Raw genomic sequence first — 23,699 nt, 5'->3', positions numbered from 1 at the left:
CTTCTAGCCCTTTTCCTTACGGCCTTCAATCCCGACCGCCGGAAACAATCGCACAATTCTCTTTCCGATGAAGGATATATAGGAACCCATGCAGGCTTTATCATGCATCGGCACCAATTTTCTTCATCCGCCCTCCCCAAAGTCACGCCTCGCCCTCGTCCGAAAGCGTTTCGGCCCAGCGGAACGACCAGTCGGCAAGAGGCTTGAGTAGCATGAAGAGATCCTCACCGAGCGCCGTCAGGGCATAGCCCTGCGGGGTCTTGTCAATGAGACCTGCCTCGAAGAGATCCTTGATGCGACTGTTGAGGATGGAGGGAGAGATGGTCTCGCACTGCTCCTGCAAGGCCCTGAAGGTCGCAGGCCCCTCATTGAGGTGCCAGATGATCCCCATGGCCCAGCGGCGACCAAGGAGATCGAATGCGGCCATGACCGGGGCCCCGCTGTGGGAGCCCCGAACCGGTTTTCCGGGGCGTGGTATTACCATGGTTCTCTCATTGTTTGCCTTGTCAGTTGCCCAACACTAAAGCAAAGCGGCAAAAAGAAAAACCCATTCCTCACCACGCCCGCACTCTGCCCGCCCTATAGCTTGGGTGGCAAGTCAACCTGCGGCCCTAGGCCAGCTTGCGCTTTTCAGTGAGCGAGAGCCCGCCAACGCCGACATTGTCCGGATCAAGCTGTTCGATGAAGACGATAAAGGATTGCTCGGGGATATTGGTGATCCGGGCGGCGGACTGGGTCACGCTGCTGATGAATTCATTTTTCTGCTTCTGGTCGATCTGGTCGGCACCCAGCGTCATGGTGATGACTGGCATGACAAGCTCCAATGTCAAATTGCGGTATATGGTGTGTTTGCTACATTTTTTGTAGCAAACACACCATATACCGCTACCAAATCTGTAGCAAGAAAAATCCACCATGATATTTTTTCATGCCAGAAAAGCCGAACCCGGAAACACCCCAGCGACTAAAGTCTATTTTTCCTTTGATTTTCCGCTGGAATGGTGGAAAGCTCTTTTTGAAACAACAAAAACTGCAATCACACCATAATCAAACCGCATGCCATGCTGAATTATCTTCCCTCCCTTTCCGCTCTGCGCGCCTTCGAGGCTGCAGCCCGCCATCTCAGCTTCACCAAGGCGGCCAGCGAGCTGGGGGTCACCCAGAGCGCCATCTCCCGCCAGATGCGCTCGATGGAGGATCTGCTCGGCCTGCGTCTGTTCGAACGCACCGGCACGGGCCTCGTGCTGACCGAGGCCGGAGCCGTCTATGCCCACAAGATCCGCACCAAGCTGCAGGATATCGAGACGGCAACGCTGGAGCTGCTGGCCTATCGTGGCCAGGGCGGCGAGTTGACCATCGCCTGTCTGCCAACACTTGGCGCCCGCTGGCTGGTGCCGCGCCTGACCAAATTCACCACGGCCCATCCCGAAATTCTCATCCAGATCGTCACCAAGCTCGAGCCGTTCGAATTCGCCGGTCTGGATATCGACGCAGCCTTCCATTTCGGCGAAGGCGCCTGGCCCAACGCGCTGACTGACGAGATGATGCCCGAATATGTGGTGCCCATGGCCCACCCCAATCTTCTGGGCGAGCTGAAGGAAGTCGGGCTGCAGGAACTGCTGTTGCGCCATCCGCTGTTGCAGGCCACCTCCCGTCCGTCGCTCTGGTCGCACTGGTTCAGCCAGAAGGGCCTGCACCACCCCAATCCCCATGTCGGACCACGCTTTGAGCATTTTCACATGGTCATCCGTGCCGCTGCCTCCAAGATGGGCATTGCAGTGCTGCCACGGCTTCTGGCCGAGGAAGAGCTGGCAAGCGGCGAACTGGTCCAGCTTGATGATCAGTTGACCCCGTCCAACGGCGACTACTATTTCGTCTATCCGCAGTCCAAGCGCGCCAGCCCCAACTTGCAAACCTTCCGCACATGGGTGATGCGCGAGGCCCTGAGCACCAAGAAGAAGATGAATAACCAGCTGCTGGCAGCCGCCGCCAAACAGCCGGACTAGGCTGATTCCCCCGTGAAGCGGAGGGCTTGCCACCCTCCCCGCCTATAAACAAATCTCATGACCGTTTGAAATATCATCGCTTCCAGCGCCCCCCGGCCACAACTACTATTGCTGCAATTGACGCCTGCCTTGACGACGGACACACTTTCCGTCTGACAGACAGCAGAGGAGCAATGGCCCATGGGCGCGAAACCGGCTTTTACCTGGGATGATCCCTTTCTTTTTCGCCAGCAACTGAGCGACGAAGAACGCATGATCATGGATGCGGCACGCGCCTTTTGCGATGACCGGCTGATGCCGCGTGTGCTTGAGGCCAACCGGCATGAGCGCTTCGATATCGCCATCATGCAGGAAATGGGCGAACAGGGCTTTCTCGGCCCCACCATCTCGGAAGACTATGGCTGCGCCGGTGTCAACCATGTCGCCTACGGTCTGATCGCGCGAGAAATCGAGCGCGTCGATTCAGGCTACCGCTCGGCCATGTCGGTACAATCCTCGCTGGTCATGCACCCGATCCATGCCTATGGCACGAAGGAGCAGAAACAGACCTATCTGCCCAAACTGGCAACCGGCGAGCTGATCGGCTGCTTCGGCCTCACCGAACCGGACCACGGTTCCGACCCCGGCTCGATGATCACCCGCGCAACGAGCGTCGACGGCGGCTATGTGCTGACTGGCGCCAAAATGTGGATCACCAATTCCCCGATCGCCGACATCGCCATCGTCTGGGCCAAGTCAGACGCCCACGACGGCAAGATCAAGGGCTTTATCGTTTCCGCCAGCGCCAAGGGCTTTTCGGCCCCCAAGATCGAGGGCAAGATGAGCCTGAGGGGCTCGGCCACCGGCGAAATCGTGCTCGACAATGTCTTTGTGCCCGAAGACCACCTGCTGCCCGATGCCGAGGGACTTGCCGGTCCGTTCGGCTGTCTCAACAAGGCCCGCTACGGCATCGCCTGGGGCGTGTTGGGTGCGGCTGAATTCTGTTGGCATGCAGCCCGCCAATATACCCTCGACCGCAAGCAGTTCGGCCGCCCGCTGGCCCAGACCCAGCTCGTCCAGCTCAAGCTCGCCGACATGCAGACCGAGATCACCCTTGGCTTGCAGGCGGCTCTGCGCGTCGGGCGGCTGATGGATGAGGGCAACTGCCCGGTCGAGAATGTCTCGCTGATCAAGCGCAACAACGCCGGCAAGGCGCTGGCCATCGCCCGCACCGCTCGCGACATGCATGGCGGCAACGGTATTTCCGACGAGTTTCACATCATGCGCCACATGGTCAATCTGGAAAGCGTGAACACCTATGAGGGAACCCATGACATTCACGCCCTGATCCTCGGGCGCGCCCAGACCGGCCTGCAGGCCTTTTTCTAGACCTCAGAAGCCAGAGAGACCGACAAGAGGCATCCTTCAAACAACAACGGTCCGGCAGCCACAGCGACAGCCGGACCACACATCTAACGCCAGCTTTGCAAGAACAACCAACAGCCTTCAATAACCGCCGCTCCCATCCGATCGAGCCACAAAGGCGGTTTCATCAAGAGAAAAGGACAGCGACATGACGCTGACAACAGGCGCAACCCTTCTGGTGGACTGCCTCGTAGAACAGGGTGCCTCAACCATTTTCGGCGTACCGGGGGAAAGCTATCTTTCAGTCCTTGACGCCATCTACGACGCTCCGACCCTTCGCTACGTCAACGCCCGTCAGGAAGGCGGCGCCTCGATGATGGCCGATGCCTGGGCCAAGCTGACCGGCGAGGTCGGCCTGTGCATGGTCACCCGAGGTCCTGGCGCCACCAACGCCAGCTCCGGTGTGCATGTGGCCTTTCAGGATTCCACCCCGATGATCTTGTTCATCGGTCAGGTCGCCAGCGACCAGATCGAACGCGAGGCCTTTCAGGAGATCGACTATCGCCGCATGTTCGGCCAGATGGCCAAATGGGTCGCCCAGATTGATGACGCCGCCCGCATCCCCGAATATGTCGCCCGCGCCTATCGCACGGCCCTCTCCGGCCGACCCGGCCCGGTCGTTCTGGCCCTGCCGGAAGACATGCTGGTCACCGAGATTGAAAAGCCTGCGGTTCTGCCTGCAAAGGCAAAACCGGCGGACAGCGCCCCGTCAGCCGAAGCCATGCGCGAGCTGGAGGATTTGGTCTCGGAAGCCGAGCGCCCGTTCATGATCATCGGCGGTGGCGGATGGTCTGAGAAGGCCAGGCAGGCCGTGACCCTGTTTGCCGAACAGAATGGCATACCCGTCGGCACCTCCTTCCGCTGTCAGGACTATTTCCCCAACACCCACCCGAACTTTGCCGGTCACGTGGGCATCGGCATCGACCCGGCCCTCGCGGCCCGGATCAAGCAGAGCGACGTCCTCATCGTTCTGGGGGCTCGCCTTGGCGAAATGACCACCTCCGGCTACACCCTCATCAAGACCCCTGTTCCCAGCCAGACGCTGATCCACATCCACGCCGATCCGGAAGAGCTGGGACGCGTCTACCAGCCTGCCCTTGCCATTGCGGCCCGCCATGAAACCATGGCCCTGATGCTCGGCGCTCTCGGCAGGATCCGCAAGACCGGCGACAGTGCGTGGGTGAAGGAGGCCAACGCGGGCTATCAGGCCTTCAGCGCCATTCCGGCGCGCAAGTTGCCCGGTGACGTCCAGATGGCCGAAATCATGAAGCATGTGGAGGCCAACACGCCGGACAATACGGTCTTCACCAACGGCGCAGGCAACTATGCCATCTGGCTGCACCGCTTCATCAAATATCGTGGCTGGCGCACCCAACTGGCCCCCACCTCCGGCTCCATGGGCTATGGCATGCCTGCCGTGGTGGCAGCAGCCATTCAGGATCCTGCCCGCCCCGCCATCTGTTTTGCCGGTGACGGCTGTTTCCAGATGACCTGTCAGGAATTTGCCACCGCCGCACAGGAAGGCGCGCCCATCAAGGTGATTGTCGTCAACAACTCCATGTATGGCACCATCCGCATGCATCAGGAACGCGAATATCCGACCCGCATCTCTGGCACGGCCCTTCGCAACCCGGACTTTGCGGCCATGGCGGCGGCAATGGGCGGCCACGCGGAAAAGGTCCTCAAGACGGATGAGTTCCCGGCAGCCTTTGCCCGCATGATGGCGCATAACGGTCCGGCGCTCATCGAGATCATCACCGATCCCGAGGCTTTGACGCCGGTGAAAACCATCACGGATTTCCGCACCAAAAGCTGACTTTTGGTCAGGTGTTGGCCCATCGCAGACCTGTGAGAGGCCACAAGACACGATTTTTGCGAAAAAGGGGGCCACTGTGTCCCCTTTTTTGTGCTATCAGTCTCTGACGACATTTCGGAACAACCGAATGCGACGGAAGTCATGGCTGCCTCTGGCCGCATGCTGTGCCATAAAGCGCCGCAACAAAAGGGGGGAGCGATCAGCGAGCTTTCAGCCGATGGCTCGACGATCCGTAAAGAAGCCAGCCGGAACGGCCAACAGAGCCAACCGGACCAGAGAAGAAGACGGTCGGAGATAATCAAACATGATGAAATCAGCAACCAAATGGGCTCTGGCCCTGTCGATGGCGGCAACGCTCATGACGGCAGGCGCACAAGCTGCACGCAACGACATCATTCTGGGTGTTCGCCTCGAACCCCCGCATCTGGACCCGACGGCAGGTGCCGCTGCGGCCATTGACGAGATCACCTACGCCAACATTTTCGAAGGCCTGACGCGCATCGACGAAAATGGCTCGGTTCAGCCCGCGCTGGCGGAAAGCTGGACCATCTCGGCCGACGGCCTGACCTATGACTTCAAGCTGCATCAGGGCGTCAAGTTCCACGATGGCAGCGATTTTGATGCGGAGGACGTGGTCTTCTCGCTCGACCGCGCCCGTGGCGAAAACTCCGTCAACGCCCAGAAGGCCCTGTTCGAGCCGATCGATAGCGTCACCGCCAAGGACAAATACACCGTCGAGATGACGCTGAAGCGCCCGACCGGTGCCATGCTGTTCAATCTTGGTTGGGGCGACGCCGTCATGGTTGCCCCCGAGAGCGCAGACACCAACAAGAGCAAACCGGTCGGCACCGGCCCGTTCAAGCTCGACAAGTGGGTCAAGGGCGATTCCATCACCCTCGTGAGGAACCCGGACTATTGGGGAACCCCTGCAAAACTGGAAAAGGCGACCTTCAAGATCGTTGCCGACGCGGCAGCCAGCCTTGCCGCCCTGATGGCTGGCGATGTGGACGCCTTCCCGATCTTCCCGGCACCGGAAATGCTGCCCCAGTTCGAGAATGACCCGCGCTTCAAGGTTGTCATCGGCACCACCGAAGGGGAAACCATTCTGGCCACCAACAATGGCGTCAAACCGTTTGACGACATCCGCGTCCGCAAGGCGCTGGCCTATGCCATCGACCGCCAGTCGCTGATCGATGGCGCCATGTTCGGCTACGGCACCCTCATCGGCTCCCACTTCGCGCCCCACAATCCGGCCTATCTCGACCTGTCCCATGTCTATGACTACAATCCGGAAAAGGCCAAGGCGCTGCTCAAGGAAGCCGGGCTGGAAAACGGCTTCAAGGCCCGCCTGTTTCTGCCACCAACCGACTATGCCCGTCGCTCGGGCCTGATCATCGCCTCGGACCTGAAGAAGGTTGGCATCGAGCTTGAACTGATCAACGTCGAATGGGCCCAGTGGCTGAGCAATGTCTTCAAGGGCAAGGACTATGATCTGACCATCATTTCGCACACCGAGCCGATGGACATCGGCATCTATGCCCGCGACGATTATTACTTTAACTACAAGAACGAAGAGTTCAACGCCATCATCGCAAAGCTCAACGCGACGGCAGATGATGCCGAACGCACGGAACTGCTGCATCAGGCCCAGAAGAAGCTCAATGGCGATGCGGTCAACGGCTTCCTGTTCCAGCTCGCCAAGACCGGCGTCTGGAACGCCAAGATCAAGGGCCTGTGGGCAAATGCCCCCATTCAGGCCAATGACCTGACTGCCGTAGAATGGATGGACTAACCGGTGAATTCGGTTTAAAAGACCTGCGGGTATGGCAGATGCTCTCTGCCATACCCTTTTTCGCATTACCATGCCCGGCAGATAGCAGCCCATTGCCATGATCATCTACTCCCTGCGCCGCTTTGCTTCCCTTTGTGTAACGCTTGCGGCTGCTTCGCTTTTCATCTTTTCGGTCATGGAGATCCTGCCCGGTGATCCGGCTCAACTGATCCTCGGCATCAATGCACAGACAGACACGCTGGCCGCCCTGCGTGAACAGCTGGGCCTCAATCTACCCCTCGTCACCCGTTATTGGCACTGGATCGTCGGCATGCTGCAGGGCGATTTCGGGGTCAGCTACACCTATTCGGTGCCGGTGACCGAACTGATCGGCGAACGGCTGACCATCTCCCTGCCGCTGGCGCTGATGGCACTGGCCCTCTCCACCCTGATCGCCCTGCCGCTTGGCATTCTGGCTGCCAGCACCCATGGCCGCTGGCCCGATGTCAGCCTGATCGGGGCGACACAGATCGGCATCGCCATTCCCAATTTCTGGTTCGCCATGCTGCTGGTGCTGGTGTTCGCAGTGACGCTGCACTGGTTCCCTTCCGGTGGCTTCCCCGGCTGGAGCGAGGGCGCAGGCCCGGCGCTGAAGGCCCTGTTGCTGCCCGCCATCGCGCTGGCGTTGCCTCAGGCATCGATCCTCGTGCGCATCATGCGCTCCTCGATGCTGGAGGTGCTGCATGAAGACTACATGCGCACCGCCCGCGCCAAGGGCCTCAACCTGCGCCAGACGCTTGCCCGGCATGGTCTGCGCAACGCCCTCATCCCTGTCATCACCATCATGGGACTGCAGTTTTCCTTTCTGCTTGCCGGGACGGTCATCATCGAGAATGTCTTCTCCCTGCCCGGCCTCGGCAGACTGGTGTTTCAGGCCATCAACCAGCGCGACCTGATCACCGTCAAGGCAATCATCATGCTACTGGTGGCAACGGTCATCTTCGTCAACTTCCTCGTTGACATCACCTATGCCCTGATCGACCCGCGCCTGCACCGGAGGCAGATGAGCTGATGACCAGACCCCATCTCTTCTCCACCGATGCCCACAAATACCGCAGCTTTCTGGCCAAGGGCATGCATTCGCCCTCTTTCGTGATCGGCGGCATCATCACGCTGTTTTTCATCGCCATGGCCCTCACCTCCTTCGTCTGGACACCCCATGACGCCCTGTCGGTCAACATTGCCGAACGGCTGAAACCGATCAGTGCCAGCCATTGGCTTGGCACCGACCATTATGGCCATGATCTCTTCTCGATGATCATGCTCGGTGCCCGCAATTCCATTGCAGTGGCCCTTGTAGCGGTGGGCATCGGTGCAGGCCTCGGCGTGCCGCTCGGCAGCTGGGCAGCTGCCAAGGGCGGCTGGCTGGACGAAGCGATCATGCGCATGGGCGATTTCATCTTTGCCTTCCCGGCGATCATTTCGGCCATCATGATCACGGCGCTGGCAGGCCCCGGCGCAATCAATGCCATCGTCGCCATCGGCATTTTCAACATCCCGGTCTTTGCCCGCCTTGCCCGAGGCGCAGCCCTCAGTCTGTGGACGCGGGAATTCATCCTTGCGGCCCGTCTGTCCGGCAAGGGCTCGGTCCGCATCACCATTGAGCATATCCTGCCCAACATCGCCAATCTGCTGATCGTGCAGGGTACCATCCAGTTCTCACTCGGCATTCTGGCCGAAGCGGGCCTGTCCTATGTCGGGCTTGGAACCCAGCCGCCGATGCCCAGTTGGGGCAAGATGCTGGCCGAGGCGCAGACCTGGCTGATGATGGCGCCGCAACTGGCGATCATCCCCGGCATGGCCATCATCCTCACCGTGCTCGGCCTCAATCTTCTCGGCGACGGCCTGCGCGACATGCTCGATCCCAAGGTACGTTCGAGCCTCGACATCGGCGGGAGCAAGGCATCATGAGTCTCCTCACGCTGGACAATGTCAGCCTCACCATTGGCGACAAGCCGATCCTGCAGAACATCTCCTTCTCGCTTGAACGCGGCCAATGCCTCGGGCTGGTCGGCGAATCCGGCTCTGGCAAGAGCCTGACGGCGCTGTCCATCATGCAGCTGCTGCCGCGCCAGAGCCACCTTGCCGGCTCGATCCACCTGGCCGGAGAAAATCTGGTCGATCTGCCCGAGCGGCAGCTTTGCAAGCGGCGAGGCAACCTGATGGGCATGGTCTTTCAGGAGCCGATGACCGCTCTCAATCCGCTCAAACCCATCGGGGCACAGGTGGAGGAATGCATCCTCCTGCACAGTGCCGTCACCCGCCACGAGGCCGAAGGGCTGGCGCGACGCCAGTTGCAGCGCGTGGGCCTCGACCCCGACCAGATCTCGCCGGGCCGTTTCCCTCACCAGCTTTCGGGTGGGCAGCGCCAGCGGGTGGTCATCGCCATGGCCATCGCCATGAAGCCGGACCTCATCATCGCCGACGAGCCAACCACGGCGCTCGATGTGACTTCACAGGCCGAGATCCTGCGCCTGCTCAAGGACCTGATGAGCGAGGACCAGTCGGCACTGATGCTGATTTCCCACGATCTGGCCGTCGTGGCCGACATGGCCAATTCGATTGCCATCATGAAAAAGGGCCGCATCGTCGAGCAGGGTCCGTTGCCGCAGCTATTCGACAGCCTCGCCCATCCCTACAGCATCCGGCTGTTCGAATCCTCGACCCACAAGCCCAAACGCCAGAAGCCGCCGCTGTTCGGCGACGATCCGTCACTGGCCGCTGTCGCCCCGATCCTCAGTGCGCATAGCGTGGTGCGAACCTATCCCCTGCCGCGTCAGTTCCCCTATCTGGAAAGAAGAGCGACCCGCGCTGTTGATGGTGTCGACCTGACGATCCACAAGGGGCAGAGCATCGGTCTGGTTGGCGAATCCGGTTGTGGCAAGTCGACCCTTGCCCGTACCCTGCTCGGACTCGATGCCCCACAAGAAGGCTCCGTTCACATCGGCAGGCATGATCCCTATTCGGCCAACAAGTCCGACCTGCGCAAGGTGCGCCGGGACATCCAGATCGTCTTCCAGGACCCCAACGGCTCCTTCAATCCGCGCCACAAGATCGGTCGCTCGGTCGCCGAGCCGCTTTATCTGTGCCGAAAGGACATCAGCCGTGAAGAACGCGACGAACGCATCGCCACCAGCCTTCAGCAGGTGGGCCTGACACCGGACGACGCCGAGAAATTCCCGCACGAGTTCTCCGGCGGTGAACGACAGCGCATTGCCATCGCACGAGCGCTGATCACCAGGCCGAAGATCATCATCGCCGACGAACCGGTCTCGGCGCTCGACGTCTCCATTCGCGCCCAGATCCTCGATCTCTTCACCGACCTGCGCGACCGGCTGGACCTGTCCTACCTGTTCATCAGCCACGACCTCTCCGTCGTGCGCTCCGTGACCGACGAGATCATGGTCATGTATCGTGGCCGGATCATCGAACGGGGCCGCACCGAGGCCATCTTCCAGAACCCGCGCGAGCCCTACACCCGCGCCCTCATCGGCGCAGCTCCCGACCTCCACAAGACCATCGCCCGCCGTCGCAAGGAAGCCGAATAGCCACCCCGCTCGCCTGAGACAAGCGCAGTCACCGTGACTGTTATCCGCCAAGCGGCAGCAGGAAATGGACCACCATGACTGCAATCGGGATGGTGAAGAAGGAAAGCATCGTTGCCACGAACACCGCAGCAGCGGCCCGCTGTCCCAACTGGTAGGCTTCGGCGAAAATCGGATAGACGCTCATCATCGGCACACTGGCAAACAGAACCGCCCCAATCGCAAATTCCCTTTCGATGCCCGGGAAAAGCACCATGACCGACAGGAGAGCCATCAAGGGGTGGACAACAAGCTTGAAGATAAAGACCAGAGCAATATCTCCCCGCATGCCCTTGAGGCGCAGCCCGAGCAGTGAGCCGCCGATGACGAACAGCGCCGTCGGACTGGAAACACCAGCCAGCAGGGACAGGGCCTTGTTGACCGGTGCGGGCAGTGTCATGCCGGACAGGGAAATGGCCAGACCGATGACAATGCCGATAATGATCGGATTCTTTGTCAGCTTGTAGAGGATCTGGCGAATGAGAACCGACACCCGCTGGCCCTTGCCGCTGCCTGCATCGGCCAAAATCAGCGCCATCGGAATGATGATGATGTTTTCGACCAGAAAATTCAGCGCCATGCAAATGGCCCCGATCGGACCGATGATGGCGGAAACAACCGGATAGCCGATATAGGCGCTGTTGGACACGCTGGTGCCCATGCCATAAATGGCGCTTGTGGAGAGATCCTTCTTCAACAGATAGACACCGCACAGCGTTGTCAGCCCAAAGGTCGCAACCGCACCGATGCCGTAGGCCATGAGATAGGTCCAGTTGAGGATTTGCCCGATGGGGTGGCTCTGGAACGCCACGATGATGAGCGCGGGCATGGTAATGTTGAGCACAAAGCGGCCAATGCTCGCAATGTCAGCAGCGCCGACAATCTTGAAATAGGCGGCAACATACCCCACACCGATGAGCAGAAATATGGGCAGGGTGACGGTAAGAATATTGATCATGGAGCGTTATACGGCAGGCTGTTGAAAAGGCAGCAAAGGAGAACGGGAATAGAGAAGAGCAAAGGCAGGCGAGGCTTCAAGGCTGCCCCCGGAATTGGGCCTTACAGGAGCAAGCCAGCTTCAACGCTGACTTGTCGGCGCTTTCTGCCGCCGTGTCAACAGGATTGAGAGGCAGAAGCAACAGCCGGGCCGCTCAGCCAGAGGCAGGCTCTAGTCAGCCAACACAACAGAGGTATCAATGATGCGAGCGAAGTCTGACTCTAGATGCGCCATGGTGACATCGAAGATCACTTGCGCCGACAGCCCGGCGTCGGGTAAATCGAAGCCGACCACGGCATCGCGCACAACCGTCATGGCAAAGCCAAGATCCGCACCGGCCCTCACTGTGCTGTTGACACAAAAACCGGCCACCGCGCCCGTCACCACCAGCTCACCAATGCCCTCCTTGCGCAAATGCGCCTCAAGATCGGTCGAAGCAAATGCGGACGAGGTGTGTTTGATGAAAACCGCTTCCCCATCAAGCGCTTCGGCGCAGGCCATGGGCGGATAACCAGCCGCATCGGCATGCATGGAAGACCGCGGATCGTCGTCATGATGGCGAATATGGACAACCGGCAGGCCCCTTTGCCGGAAGGCAGACGCCAGGGCTGCGATCCGCTTTGGCGCATCACCATTGACGCAGTCCCGCCCCGTTTCGATACGGAACTGCATTTCCTGCTGCATGTCGATAATGATCAAGGCTTTCAAGCTGGACCTCCGCATGATTTTGCCGGTTGACAGGGTATTCAGACAACCCGCCACTATAAAGCCGCCAAAGGAAAAGCCCGCCGGAGCATACCGACGGGCAGATCTTTTGCCATCAAAAGCCGAAGGATGCAGCCTATTTGGCGCGATAGGCCTTGAGGCGATCAAGAATGGCCGGGTCACCTTCCCCGCGCTCGGCTGACTTGACGGCCGGGGCCAGCTTGTTGGCCAGTTCCTTGCCAAGCTCGACGCCCCACTGGTCATAGCTGTTGACGCCCCAGACAACGCCCTGCACGAACACCTTGTGTTCGTAAAGCGCAATCAGACGACCAAGCATCTTCGGGGTCAACGCGTCATAGAACAGCAGCGAGGTGGGACGGTTGCCCGGGAACACCTTGTGCGGCACCAGTTCAGCCACTTCCTCGGCAGACTTGCCGGAGGCCTCGAGCTGGGCCTTGGCTTCCTCGGCAGTACGGCCAAAGGCCAGCGCCTCGACCTGCGCCAGACAGTTCGAAAGCAAGAGTTCATGCTGGCCCTGATCGGCATCGGTCGGATTGGCCGCAACGAGGAATTCGCACGGGATGATGTCATGACCCTGATGCAGTTCCTGATAGAAGGCATGCTGGCCATTGGTGCCCGACTGCCCCCAGATCACCGGACCGGAGGCCCTCAGGATATCGGAACCATTGCGCCGAACCCGCTTGCCGTTGGATTCCATGTCCAGCTGCTGCAGGAAGGCCGAGAAATACTCGAGCCGCTGATCATAAGGCAGCACGGCCAGAGACGCACAGGCCCAGATATTGCGATACCACAGGCCGAGAGCAGCCATCAGCATCGGCAGGTTCTCGCGGAACGGTGCCGTCTCGAAATGGTGGTCCATGGAACGGGCCCCGGCCAAGAACTCTTCAAAGCCTTCCGGTCCGATGGCGATCATCACCGGCAGACCGATGGCAGACCAGACCGAATAGCGTCCGCCGACCCAATCCCAGAATTCAAACATCCGCTCAGTGCTGATGCCGAAGCCTTCCACACCATCCTTGTTGGTGGACAGGGCGGCAAAATGGTCGCCGACAGCATCCTCGCCCAAAGCCGCAACGAGCCATGCCTTGGCGGCGCGGGCGTTGGTCATGGTTTCCTGCGTGGTGAAGGTCTTGGAAGCAACGAGAAACAGGGTGCGGGCCGGATCAAGCGTCTTGAGCGTGTCACCCATGTGGGCGCCATCGACGTTGGAGACGAAATGCACACGCGGACCATCATGGAAAGCGGCAAGACCGGCGGTGACCATATGCGGCCCGAGATCGGACCCGCCAATGCCGATATTGACCACATCGGTGAAGGGTTTGCCATCCTTGGCAGCAATTGAGCCGTCACGCACACCCTTGGCAAAAGCGTAAAGCCGCGCCTTGACCGCGTTGACATCAGCGGCAATCGCCTGACCATTGACCACCAGATCCTCATCAACGCTGCCACGCAGGGCGATATGCAGCACCGACCGCTTTTCGGTGTTGTTGATGGCAACGCCGGTCTTCATTTCCTTGTAGCGCTCGACAACACCGGCCTGCAGCAACAGGTTTTCCAGCAGCATCAGGGTCTTTTCCTGAATGCGGTTGCGCGAGTAGTCCAGCGTCAGACAGCCGTCCATTTCAGCGGAATAGTGCTCAAATCTGTCTGCGTCCTCGGCGAAGGCTGCACGCAGGGTGAAGTCAGACATTTCCTGACGGTGGCGGACCAAATCGGACCAAACGACTTCCAGAGAGCTCATTTCATACCCCAATCCATTGCTTCGTGTAATTTGGCAAGACTTGTAATATCAATATGTGACAAGTCATTTGAGTTCTATCAACAAATGAATTCAAGTGCATAGTTTTCCACTCACCGCCTTTGTGCGCTCATCAGAGGATAAAAAGCCGCCCGTCTGCTGAAAGCAGGCAAAATGCTGCTGAATGGTCCAAGCAGATTGTAGAATTTTCACGTATGCAATTATGATGGTCATCGGGAGTTGATTCGGAGTGCAGGGAACCCGCCCTGTACGTCAGGGGTGCAGAAGAGCAGGAGAGTTTGGTGAGAAATATCATTATTTCCATTGTTTCGGCGGTTATCCTGATCGTCATGGCCCTGTTGTTGATACCCGCCTTCCTGTCGACCGACTATCTCAAGGCGCAGGTGGTCACGCTCGTCAAGGACCAGACCGGCATGACGCTGGCCATTGACGGCGATGTTTCGCTTTCCTTCATCACTGGCATCAAGCTGACCACAGAAAGCGTCTCGCTCAAAGACCAGCAGGACAAGCCGCTATTCTCGGTGCGGCAGCTCGATTTCGGCCTCGCCCTTTCTCCCCTGATGAAAGGCAAGGCCGACATCACCGGCATCACGCTCGACAAGCCGGTCATTACGATCGCCAAGGGCGCAACAGCCGAGACCACGGCAACGGGCAACCAGGCAGCAACCCCCGCGGCCCCCGGCAGCGCGGCAGCGACCCCGGTAGCGGAAGCGACCAGTGAGGCGCTCGACCTTTCCGCTCTCAGCCTGCGCGGCCTGACCATCAACGACGCCCAGATCGTCACCATCGATGAAGGCGGCCACACCACAGAGCTGATGTCCGGCCTCAACGCCACGGTGCGCATTCCCGACTTCAACGGATCGGCAGAGATCGAAGCCACCCTGCCCTACAATGACCGCTCCCTCTCGATCACGGGCAGTCTTGCCAACGCCGGGCGGGCAATCAACGGCCAGTCCTCCGCCCTCGACCTCTCCATTGACGGCGACCTTATCAAGGTCAAGGCCGTTGGCGAGCTGGCCCTCAAGGGCACCCAGCTGTTCACCGCCAACTATGCCGCCAACATCGGCAATGTCACCCAGTTCATGGACTGGATCGGCGCGAATGGCTCGATGCTGGATGTCAAGACCGCCAGCATCGAAGGCTCGGTCATCGCTCTCAACAATGAAATCCGCCTGCCAAGCCTGTCCCTGACCCTCGACAAGCAGCAGGTGAAGGCGGCGGCTCGCATCTTCACGGCATCGACCAAAGGCAATCCGCTCATCCGCGTGGCAGTCGACAGCTCGACACTCAATTTCGACGAACTGCTCAACACCGCCAAATCCGGGGCCAAATCCGGGGCCAAATCCGAAACTGGGGCCAAAGGCACCGCCACCCAGCCAGACCTCTCACTGCTTCAGGACTTCGACGCGACCCTTGATTTCCGCGCCGGTCGCCTGACCTATCAGGGCCAGTCGCTGCGGCAGGTCAAGCTGCTCACCCAGCTCGCCAACGGCAAGCTGACGGTTGATCTGAAGTCGGCCAATCTGGCCAAGGGCAATGTTCAGGCGATCCTCAATGGCGACCTGGGCAAACTGGTCTGGTCCGGGTCGCTCACCGCCCGCGAACTGGATGTGGGGGAAATGGCCTCACTGGCAGGCCAGAAGAGCCCGATGTCGGGCATGATCTCGGCCAGCATCAACTTTGCAGCCCAAGGGCTCAGCGCCGAGGAGATTGCCAAAAAAGGCAATCTGGCTGGCACCGTGACCCTGCAGAAGGGCCAGTATTCCAACCCGGCGCTGGAAGCCGCCATTCCCAATCGGCCCACCGGCACCATCTCAAACCTCTCCAGCCAGATCAAGATCGCCAATCTTGATGATCCGGTCGACATTTCCGGCGCCTTCAGCTGGAATGGCGACACCATCCGCTATAGCAGCAGGATCGGACTTGGCGAGTTGATTGCCAATGCCCCTGTTGCCGCCAGCCTGTCGCTTCAGGCCAAGGAGCTGTCGCTGGCGCTTGCCGGTCGCCTCAACCCGGCCAAGCTGAGCCTTTCAGGCAGCAAGCTGACCATCAAGACCGGCTCCAGCAAGAGGCTGCTAGCGTGGCTGGGGCAGCCTGTCACCAATGGTACTCCGGACCTGCCGGTGCTGTTGTCCGGCCAGATGGACCTTGGCACCGATCGAACAACCCTCAAAAATCTGTCGCTGGAAATGGGCCAGACCAAGGGCACCGGCACGTTGGACTATGTCGCCGGAACGATTCCGAGCATCTCCGGCTCCTTTGCCTTTGACCGGCTCGATGTAACCCCCTTCATGGGCAATGGTCAGGAACAGGGCCGCGGTGGCAATGGTCAGGCAAGCCGCCCGGCCGCCCAGACCGGATGGGACACCAGCCCAATCGACTTTTCCGGCCTCAACACCATCAAGGCAGACCTCGCCTTCTCGGCCAAGAGTCTTGTCGCGCGCGACATCACCATGGGACCGGTGGGGCTGACGGCCAAGGTTGCCGGTGGCCAGTTGACAACCACCCTGTCGCAGATGGCGCTCTACAACGGCAAGGGCAATGGTCAGGTCTCGGTTGATGCCAGAACGAAACCGGCCAAACTGGCCGCGAAATTCGCCCTCTCCGGTCTCAACATGAAACCGTTCCTTGCCGATACCATCGGTATGCGCGCCCTCAGTGGCAAGGGTGGCGTCACCATCGACCTGACGGCGCAGGGCGCCAGCCAGGCCCAGATCATCAAACAGCTGAACGGCACCAGCGCTATCGAGATCAAGGACGGCCAGATCAATGGCATCAACATTCCGCAGATGCTGCGCAGCCTGCAGGGCAACATTCTGGAAGGCTGGGCCTCATCCGACGCCCAGAGCACCGATTTCTCGGCCCTGACGGCCAGCTTCACCTTCCAGAACGGCATCGCCAGCAACAATGATCTGTCGATGTTGAGCCCGCTGTTCCGCCTGTCCGGTGCCGGAACCATCGATCTGCCCAACATGACGATCAACTACAAGACAACCCCGAAAGTCATCGCCAAGCTGAAGGGTCAGGGCGGGCCGGTCAATGCCGACGGCGTGCCGATTCCGATCATCATCAAGGGCAAACTCACCAAGCCGCGCATCTATCCCGATATTGCCGGTATTCTGGAGAACCCGCAGGCGATCCTCAAATCACTCGAGCAGATGGGCGGCGCTGGCAAGGATGCCTCGAAGGCCATCCAGAAGATCGAGAAAAACGTCACAAAGGAACTGCAGAAGCAGTCCGACAAGCTGGGCGTCGATCTCAACCAGCTGCTGGCCCCGCAAGGCAACAACCAGCAACAGAACAACAACAACGGCACCAAGCCCAAACTGGAGCAGCAACTGTTGCAGGGCATCACCAAGGGCCTGTTCGGCAACTAATCCGCCCGATCAGGATTGGACGACCCGATTTGAGGCTGGCGTCGCGATAAAGCTGCAACGCCAGCCAAAATCGCGTCTCCCAGCGAACCACATCTGACAATTTGCGCAATTGGCCCTGTCATTTCGAGCAATTTCTGACGATTTTTATAAAAGATCGCCCCTTTTTCTTGCCGCGCCTCTCTCGTTTATTGCCTCCCAGATCAACCAACCCAGGAATCAGGGAGCAAGAAGCACCATGCCAGCCACCGCTCAGGATGCAACGGAAGATACCCCGCCAGTCATTCATCTCATCGGTGTTCCAGTGCAGGATGGCACCCATGAGAAGGGCTGCCTGATGGGACCCGATGCCCTACGCACCGCTGGCATCCGGGAAACGCTGGAAGGGCTTGGCTTTTTCTGCGTCGACCATGGCAACCTCACCCCCCGCCCCATCGACAACCAAGGCGACCCTGCCAATGAGCCCGTGGGCAAGGCCAATCATTTTGACAGGATCGCCAGCTGGACCCGTACGCTGACGGACAGATCCTATCAACTGGCCCGGACCGGCTTTCCCGTCTTCATGGGTGGCGACCATTCCCTCGCCATGGGGTCGGTTGCCGGAGTTGCCCGTCATGCGGCGGAACAGGGGCGGGAGCTGTTCGTGCTCTGGCTTGATGCCCACACCGATTTCAACACCCCCTCGACCACGGAAAGCGGCAACATGCACGGCATGTCCGTCGCCGCCTTCTGTGGCCTGCCCGAACTGGCGGGCCTTTATGAGCCGCAGCTGGTTCCCCCCGTCAACCCGGCCAATGTCCACATGATGGGCATTCGCAGCATCGACAACAAGGAGCGCGAGCTGCTGCGCCAGCACCATGTCAAGATCAACGACATGCGCGTTCTTGACGAACTCGGCGTCATCCGCCCGCTGATGGAGCTGATCGACGAGGTAAAATCGAAGAATGCCATGCTCCATGTGAGCCTTGACGTCGATTTCCTTGATCCGGACATCGCCCCCGCCGTCGGCACCACAGTGCCGGGGGGAGCGACCCTGCGCGAGGCCCATCTCATCATGGAGCTGCTGCATGAAAGCCGCATGGTCACCTCGCTTGACCTTGTCGAGCTCAATCCTTTCCTTGATCATCGCGGCAAGACCGCAGATATCCTCAGGGACCTGACCGCATCGCTGTTTGGCCGCACGATCTTTGACAGGCCGACGCGACGCCCCGGCCCGCGCCACGGCAGCATCTAGCCTGGCTCGGTTGCAGATTTGCTATCCCTTTAGGTAATTCCCCACGGACATAACGTCCTGATCGCGTTGATTAACTGGACAAAAATCTTTTCATGCCTAAAACTGGGAACAACCACAATGGCCATTCATGCCAGAAGAGGCAGCGGACATACCGACCCTACAAGGCAAGCGATGAACAGGCCACAACGGCATGAGGAAACGCAAGCATGCAAGACAATGAACACAAGGACGACGATGCCCCGCTCCGTATCGCACTGGTAGCCCATGATGCGAAGAAGGATGACATTGTCGACTGGGTCGGCAAGCATCTCAATCTCCTGAGAAAAGCAACCTTTGTCGGCACCGGCACCACCGGCGGACGCATCAAGCAGGCCTTTCCCGAGCTGGACATCACCCCGCTCTTCTCCGGCCCGCTCGGCGGCGACCAGCAGATTGGTGCGATGATCGCAGAAGGCAAGCTCGATGGCCTCATCTTCTTTGTCGACCCGCTCTCTCCCATGCCCCATGACGTGGATGTGAAGGCGCTCAACCGTCTGGCCGTGGTCTATGACCTGCCGATGGCCCAGAGCCGCCGCTCCGCCAACATGATCATCCGCGGCATGATGATGGAAAAATACGGCACCATCGACTTCTGAGGAAGTCCCGCCAAACAAGGCACTGCCCATGGATCATAACAATAAGGCCGCCCGGACAACCGGACGGCCTTTTTCATGTCTTGCTCGATTCTGCAAAAGGGCTCAGTTTTCCCGCACCACATAGACCGAACATGTGGAATGGCGCACCACGCGCGCCGCGTTCGGGCCAATGAGCATTTCCCGCAAGTCCGGCTTGTGAGCGCCGATGACGATGAGGTCGGCATCATCCTGCAGAGCTGTTTCCAGAATCTCCTCATAGATCGATCCTGACGCCACGATATGGCGCAGGTCTGCGACATGGTCGTCTCCGAGAATATCCGCGACCCGCTTTTTCAGCGCAACCTTGGCATCCTGCACAGCCTGCTTCTGAAAATTATCGTCGAAATAGGAACTCACCAGAGAGATGCTGAAATTGGGAACGACTGTGACGATGTCCAGTCGCGCCCCTTCCAGTTTGGCAATCTTGTTTGCCGTCTTCAGCACATGTGCATCATTCTCCTGACTGATATCCAGCGCACATAGAACCGTATTGATCATGCTGGCACCTCCTCCTTGCGCCTGACACGGGCCCGCTGAAGCATATAAACCAGCCCCAGCAGCAAGAGCCCCGGAATGTAGATCAGATCCTTCGGCAACTGATCGGCCTTGACCTCGGCATGCGTGATCCGCACCGGCTCATCCGCATAGAAGTCAAAGCCGCCCAGCGTTTCAAAGAACGGCGTACCCGGCATCGGCTCATCCAGTTTGGCCACACCATCCTCATCGAGAATGGTCAGCCCCTGAGCCGCCAGACGGGCTTCCCCGCCCTGTTCATTCCCGGCGGTCAGCACCAGAGTGGTTTCCTTGATGGAGCCGGTGTCGAAATCCGGACCGGAAATGTTGAGCCTGATCTCATGCCCGGCCCCGATTCGGCCAAAGGCATCGGAGACTTTCGCCGGTTCAACCACCTCGAAGGGAGGCTGGATCCGGTTCATGAAGAAGTCCGGCCGGAACAGGATGAAAGCAATCAGCACAAGCGCCACGCTCTCATAGAGGCGGCTTTTGGTAACGAACTGCCCCATCGTCCCGGCGGTAAAGGCCAGCACGGCGATGACCCCGATGACAGCAACCAGAAGCCCCTGATACCAGGTAACGTCATACCAGAGAAGATCTGTGTTGAAGATGAAGACGAATGGCAATGCCACTGTGCGGAGCGAATAGAAAAAGGCGGTGAACCCCGTCTTGATCGCATCGCCCCCTGATACCGCAGCCGCAGCAAAGGATGCCAGCCCCACAGGCGGCGTCACGTCCGCCATGATGCCGAAATAGAACACGAACAGATGGACGGCTATCAGCGGCACGACGAGGCCGGACTGCGCCCCCAGCTGCACGACCACGCCAGCCATCAGCGAGGACACGACAATATAGTTCGCCGTGGTGGGAAGCCCCATGCCGAGCACCAGCGACAGCATCGCCACGAAGATCAGCATCAGCACCAGATTGCCGCCGGAGATCAGCTCCACCAGATCGGCCATCACCTGACCGATGCCGGTGAGCGTCACCGTGCCCACGATCACACCGGCGGTTGCCGTGGCAAGGCCGATGCCGATCATGTTGCGCGACCCGTCGATCATGCCAATGCCAAGGTCACTGACCCCGGCCTTGAAGGCATTCACATAGTCGTTTTCGCCACGGAACATCGCCTTCAGCGGGCGCTGGGTGAGCAGAATGACGAACAGCAGTGCCGTCGCCCAGAAGGCCGAAAGCCCCGGAGACTTCTGCTCGATCATCAGGAAATAGACCAGCACCACGATCGGCAGCAGATAGTAGAGCCCGGTCTTGTAGATGTCCTTGACCTCGGGCAGCACAATATCCTTGGCATTCGGATCATCGGGCACCAGATCCTCAACCGAGGCCGCCAGCTTGAGCAGCAGCAGATAGGCGACAAACACCAGCGCCGCCAGAATCCAGCTGGCCTCTTCTGGCACCATGGCCGTGATCCAGCCAATCGGATATTTGATGCCATAGCAGATGGCGGCAAAGCCTATGAAGAACAGGAACATGCCGATGATGGTGCGCATGGTGGAAACGGCCTTGGTGCCGATGGTCGGCATATTGCGTTTCACAGCTTCCAGATGAACGATATAGACCAGCGCCACATAGGACAGAATGGCTGGCAGGAAGGCATGGGTGATCACTTCCATGTAGGAAATGCCCACATATTCCACCATCAGGAAGGCCGCAGCCCCCATCACCGGCGGCATGATCTGGCCGTTCACCGAAGACGCCACCTCGACAGACCCGGCCTGTTCGGAGGTGAAGCCCACCCGCTTCATCAGCGGAATGGTGAAGGTGCCGGTGGTCACCACATTGGCAATCGACGAACCGGAGATAAGCCCCGTGGCTGCCGAACCGACGACGGCGGCCTTGGCAGGCCCGCCTTTGAGATGGCCGAGCGCAGCAAAGGCCATCTTGATGAAATAGTTGCCCGCCCCGGCCTTGTCGAGCAAGGCACCGAACAGCACGAACAGAAACACGAATTTGGTCGAAACACCGAGCGCAATGCCGAACACGCCCTCGGAGGTGATCCACATGTGGCTCATCGCCTTTTTCAGCGAGGCGCCTTTCCAGCGAATGACTTCCGGCACCCAGTCGGAAGCACCGAAGAACACATAGATCAGGAAGATGACCGCGATGGTCGCCATGGCCGGGCCAAGCGCCCGTCGCGCGGCCTCGAACAGCAGCAGCAGACCGGCCAGCGCAACCCACTTGTCGACATCGTCGGCCAGACCGCCATTGTTGACGACCTTGTCATAGAAGAACAGGCCATAGAGCGCGATGAAGGTTCCGGCCAGCGCGAAGATCCAGTCCTGAACCGGAATATGGTGGCGCGGACTGCTTTTCAGCGCAGGATAGGCCATGTAGGCAAGAAAAATGGCAAAGGCCAAGTGAACCTGACGCGAGTTGTTGATCAGGTCAGACGGCAGAACATAGTTGGAAATCGGTGACGCCAGCAAAACCTGAAAGGCCGCCCAGACAAGGGCGACAATGGCCAAAAAGATTCCGATCGGTCCGACCGGATTTCGTGCTCCCGCATCCGTGGAAGCCACCAGCTCCTGAAGTTCCTCTTCAGAAAGCGGGCGCCCAGACGCTTTTTTCTGTGACATAGATTGCAGCCCCCTGCCATCGCTCCAAAGCGCGATTTCAATCAAGCCGAAACCGTCAGACAGTTTCTCCAGCACTGATCGGCGATAGCATTATTATTCATTATGGAAAGCCGGATCCGACTGAGCCGGGTCCGGTCGTAGCAGCGATTGAGCGCTTCGGGACAGACGCCCCGAAGCGGGAAAGACCGGGGACTTACATCCAGCCCTTTTCCTTGTAATATTTCACTGCACCCGGATGCAGAGGAGCGGACAGGCCGTCCTTGATCATTTCTTCCGGCTTCAGGTGAGCAAAAGCAGGATGCAGTTTCTTGAAGGCATCGAAGTTTTCAAACACGGATTTCACGACAGTGTAAACAGCGTCATCGGAAACCTTGGCAGAGGTCACCAGAGTGGCGCCCACACCGAAGGTCTTCACATCGTCCGGGTTGCCACGATACATGCCGCCGGGAATGGTGGCAGAGCGATAGTAGGCATTGTCGGAAATGAGTTTTTCAACAGCTGGGCCGTCGACGGCAACCAGCACCGAATCACATGCCGTGGTGGCTTCCTGAATGGAGCCGGACGGATGGCCAACGGTGTAGACCATGGCATCGATCTGGTTGTCGCACAGGGCTGCGGACTGCTCAGCGGCTTTCAGCTCCGTTGCCAGAGCAAAGTCGGCATTGGTCCACCCGAGGGCTTCCATCAAAACTTCCATGGTGCCACGCTGGCCAGACCCGGGGTTGCCAATATTGACGCGCTTGCCCTTGAGGTCGGCAAAATTCTTCACGCCGGCGTCAGCACGGGCAACAACGGTGAACGGTTCCGGATGGATGGAGAAAACGGCACGAAGATCTTCGAACGGGCCTTTTTCCTCGAACTTGGACGTCCCGTGATAGGCATGATACTGCCAGTCGGACTGGGCGACACCAAACTGCAGCTCACCGTCACGAATGGTGTTGATGTTGTAGACCGAGCCGCCGGTTGATTCGACCGAGCAGCGGATGCCATGTTCCTTGCGACCCTTGTTGACCAGACGACAAATGGCGCCACCGGTTGGATAATAAACGCCAGTTACGCCGCCGGTACCAATGGAAATGAAGCTTTCGGCAAAGGCAGCCTGAGAAAAGCTCAGACCTGCAGCCAAGGCAGCTGCTGTAACGGTCAATTTCTTCAACATGAAGTTCTCCCTGAGTTGATGGATACGT

18 protein-coding genes are annotated in these 23,699 nt (G+C 59.3%); 10 read left to right on the top strand and 8 right to left on the bottom strand.

The features are described from left to right. Window positions 1-142 precede the first annotated feature (142 nt). Complete coding sequence (locus tag DSL70_RS03215; protein ID WP_119306418.1) at window positions 143-484, bottom strand: winged helix-turn-helix transcriptional regulator; 342 nt, start codon at window positions 482-484, stop codon at window positions 143-145. A 127-nt stretch (window positions 485-611) separates the two neighbouring features. After that, entirely contained in the window at window positions 612-812 is a 201-nt protein-coding gene (dmpI, locus tag DSL70_RS03210; RefSeq protein ID WP_162916304.1) for a 4-oxalocrotonate tautomerase DmpI, read from the bottom strand. A 249-nt stretch (window positions 813-1,061) separates the two neighbouring features. Here dmpI and gcvA point away from each other — a divergent pair, with 249 nt between their 5' ends. The 7 genes from gcvA to DSL70_RS03175 all read left to right on the top strand — a co-directional run bounded on the left by gcvA (window position 1,062) and on the right by DSL70_RS03175 (window position 10,605). Further along, window positions 1,062-2,006 carry a transcriptional regulator GcvA gene (gcvA, locus tag DSL70_RS03205; RefSeq protein WP_119306416.1) on the top strand — a complete coding sequence of 315 codons (945 nt, stop codon included), beginning with the start codon at window positions 1,062-1,064 and terminating at the stop codon, window positions 2,004-2,006. Window positions 2,007-2,186: 180 nt separating this feature from the next. Continuing rightward, window positions 2,187-3,374, top strand: a complete 1,188-nt coding sequence (locus tag DSL70_RS03200) for an acyl-CoA dehydrogenase (protein WP_119306415.1) — start codon at window positions 2,187-2,189, stop codon at window positions 3,372-3,374. Window positions 3,375-3,558: 184 nt separating this feature from the next. Beyond that, window positions 3,559-5,226 (top strand): thiamine pyrophosphate-binding protein, encoded by a 1,668-nt coding sequence (locus tag DSL70_RS03195; RefSeq protein WP_119306414.1) that lies wholly within the window; start codon window positions 3,559-3,561, stop codon window positions 5,224-5,226. A gap of 304 nt (window positions 5,227-5,530) precedes the next feature. Beyond that, complete coding sequence (locus DSL70_RS03190; RefSeq protein ID WP_119306413.1) at window positions 5,531-7,018, top strand: ABC transporter substrate-binding protein; 1,488 nt, start codon at window positions 5,531-5,533, stop codon at window positions 7,016-7,018. Between the two features lie 97 nt (window positions 7,019-7,115). Continuing rightward, window positions 7,116-8,069 carry an ABC transporter permease gene (locus tag DSL70_RS03185; RefSeq protein WP_119306412.1) on the top strand — a complete coding sequence of 318 codons (954 nt, stop codon included), beginning with the start codon at window positions 7,116-7,118 and terminating at the stop codon, window positions 8,067-8,069. Next, the gene (locus tag DSL70_RS03180; RefSeq protein WP_119306411.1) at window positions 8,069-8,968 is read left to right on the top strand and encodes an ABC transporter permease; all 900 of its coding nucleotides are present in this window, start codon (window positions 8,069-8,071) and stop codon (window positions 8,966-8,968) included. Before DSL70_RS03185 ends, DSL70_RS03180 begins: the two co-directional genes overlap by 1 nt. Beyond that, entirely contained in the window at window positions 8,965-10,605 is a 1,641-nt protein-coding gene (locus DSL70_RS03175; RefSeq protein WP_119306410.1) for an ABC transporter ATP-binding protein, read from the top strand. Before DSL70_RS03180 ends, DSL70_RS03175 begins: the two co-directional genes overlap by 4 nt. A gap of 40 nt (window positions 10,606-10,645) precedes the next feature. Here DSL70_RS03175 and DSL70_RS03170 read toward each other — a convergent pair whose 3' ends face one another. The 3 genes from DSL70_RS03170 to pgi all read right to left on the bottom strand — a co-directional run bounded on the left by DSL70_RS03170 (window position 10,646) and on the right by pgi (window position 14,117). Next, the gene (locus tag DSL70_RS03170) at window positions 10,646-11,599 is read right to left on the bottom strand and encodes an AEC family transporter (protein WP_119306409.1); all 954 of its coding nucleotides are present in this window, start codon (window positions 11,597-11,599) and stop codon (window positions 10,646-10,648) included. A gap of 210 nt (window positions 11,600-11,809) precedes the next feature. Then, complete coding sequence (locus tag DSL70_RS03165) at window positions 11,810-12,346, bottom strand: isochorismatase family protein (RefSeq protein WP_245418075.1); 537 nt, start codon at window positions 12,344-12,346, stop codon at window positions 11,810-11,812. Between the two features lie 133 nt (window positions 12,347-12,479). Then, the gene (pgi, locus tag DSL70_RS03160) at window positions 12,480-14,117 is read right to left on the bottom strand and encodes a glucose-6-phosphate isomerase (protein ID WP_425359328.1); all 1,638 of its coding nucleotides are present in this window, start codon (window positions 14,115-14,117) and stop codon (window positions 12,480-12,482) included. 287 nt (window positions 14,118-14,404) lie between these two features. On the opposite strand from pgi, the gene DSL70_RS03155 reads away from it, so the two are divergent. The 3 genes from DSL70_RS03155 (at window position 14,405) to DSL70_RS03145 (ending at window position 19,366) form a co-directional block, all read left to right on the top strand. Further along, a complete protein-coding gene (locus DSL70_RS03155) occupies window positions 14,405-17,500 on the top strand; it encodes an AsmA family protein (RefSeq protein WP_119306406.1) in 3,096 nt (1,031 codons plus the stop codon). 235 nt (window positions 17,501-17,735) lie between these two features. Further along, entirely contained in the window at window positions 17,736-18,731 is a 996-nt protein-coding gene (rocF, locus tag DSL70_RS03150; protein WP_119306405.1) for an arginase, read from the top strand. Between the two features lie 206 nt (window positions 18,732-18,937). Next, on the top strand, window positions 18,938-19,366 hold the full coding sequence (locus tag DSL70_RS03145; RefSeq protein ID WP_119306404.1) for a methylglyoxal synthase: 429 nt from the start codon (window positions 18,938-18,940) through the stop codon (window positions 19,364-19,366). Window positions 19,367-19,468: 102 nt separating this feature from the next. Here DSL70_RS03145 and DSL70_RS03140 read toward each other — a convergent pair whose 3' ends face one another. The 3 genes from DSL70_RS03140 to DSL70_RS03130 all read right to left on the bottom strand — a co-directional run bounded on the left by DSL70_RS03140 (window position 19,469) and on the right by DSL70_RS03130 (window position 23,671). Next, the gene (locus DSL70_RS03140; RefSeq protein ID WP_119306403.1) at window positions 19,469-19,903 is read right to left on the bottom strand and encodes a universal stress protein; all 435 of its coding nucleotides are present in this window, start codon (window positions 19,901-19,903) and stop codon (window positions 19,469-19,471) included. After that, window positions 19,900-22,512 carry a TRAP transporter permease gene (locus DSL70_RS03135; RefSeq protein ID WP_119306605.1) on the bottom strand — a complete coding sequence of 871 codons (2,613 nt, stop codon included), beginning with the start codon at window positions 22,510-22,512 and terminating at the stop codon, window positions 19,900-19,902. The genes DSL70_RS03140 and DSL70_RS03135 overlap by 4 nt, the downstream gene beginning before the upstream one ends. Before the next feature lie 193 nt (window positions 22,513-22,705). Then, window positions 22,706-23,671, bottom strand: a complete 966-nt coding sequence (locus tag DSL70_RS03130) for a TAXI family TRAP transporter solute-binding subunit (RefSeq protein WP_119306402.1) — start codon at window positions 23,669-23,671, stop codon at window positions 22,706-22,708. Window positions 23,672-23,699: the final 28 nt, after the last annotated feature.

The sequence above is a fragment of the Cohaesibacter haloalkalitolerans genome, assembly GCF_003574655.1.
Taxonomy (GTDB): Bacteria; Pseudomonadota; Alphaproteobacteria; order Rhizobiales; family Cohaesibacteraceae; genus Cohaesibacter; species Cohaesibacter haloalkalitolerans.
This window is presented reverse-complemented; position numbering and strand designations above follow the sequence as displayed.

Coding starts and splice junctions, on each gene's coding strand:
- DSL70_RS03175 (WP_119306410.1), top strand. CDS start 8,965: ATGAGTCTCCTCACGCTGGACAATGTCAGCCTCACCATTGGCGACAAG.
- DSL70_RS03195 (WP_119306414.1), top strand. CDS start 3,559: ATGACGCTGACAACAGGCGCAACCCTTCTGGTGGACTGCCTCGTAGAA.
- DSL70_RS03190 (WP_119306413.1), top strand. CDS start 5,531: ATGATGAAATCAGCAACCAAATGGGCTCTGGCCCTGTCGATGGCGGCA.
- dmpI (WP_162916304.1), bottom strand. CDS start 812: ATGCCAGTCATCACCATGACGCTGGGTGCCGACCAGATCGACCAGAAG.
- DSL70_RS03145 (WP_119306404.1), top strand. CDS start 18,938: ATGCAAGACAATGAACACAAGGACGACGATGCCCCGCTCCGTATCGCA.
- DSL70_RS03185 (WP_119306412.1), top strand. CDS start 7,116: ATGATCATCTACTCCCTGCGCCGCTTTGCTTCCCTTTGTGTAACGCTT.
- DSL70_RS03180 (WP_119306411.1), top strand. CDS start 8,069: ATGACCAGACCCCATCTCTTCTCCACCGATGCCCACAAATACCGCAGC.
- DSL70_RS03130 (WP_119306402.1), bottom strand. CDS start 23,671: ATGTTGAAGAAATTGACCGTTACAGCAGCTGCCTTGGCTGCAGGTCTG.
- DSL70_RS03200 (WP_119306415.1), top strand. CDS start 2,187: ATGGGCGCGAAACCGGCTTTTACCTGGGATGATCCCTTTCTTTTTCGC.
- DSL70_RS03170 (WP_119306409.1), bottom strand. CDS start 11,599: ATGATCAATATTCTTACCGTCACCCTGCCCATATTTCTGCTCATCGGT.
- DSL70_RS03215 (WP_119306418.1), bottom strand. CDS start 484: ATGGTAATACCACGCCCCGGAAAACCGGTTCGGGGCTCCCACAGCGGG.
- rocF (WP_119306405.1), top strand. CDS start 17,736: ATGCCAGCCACCGCTCAGGATGCAACGGAAGATACCCCGCCAGTCATT.
- DSL70_RS03135 (WP_119306605.1), bottom strand. CDS start 22,512: ATGTCACAGAAAAAAGCGTCTGGGCGCCCGCTTTCTGAAGAGGAACTT.
- DSL70_RS03140 (WP_119306403.1), bottom strand. CDS start 19,903: ATGATCAATACGGTTCTATGTGCGCTGGATATCAGTCAGGAGAATGAT.
- gcvA (WP_119306416.1), top strand. CDS start 1,062: ATGCTGAATTATCTTCCCTCCCTTTCCGCTCTGCGCGCCTTCGAGGCT.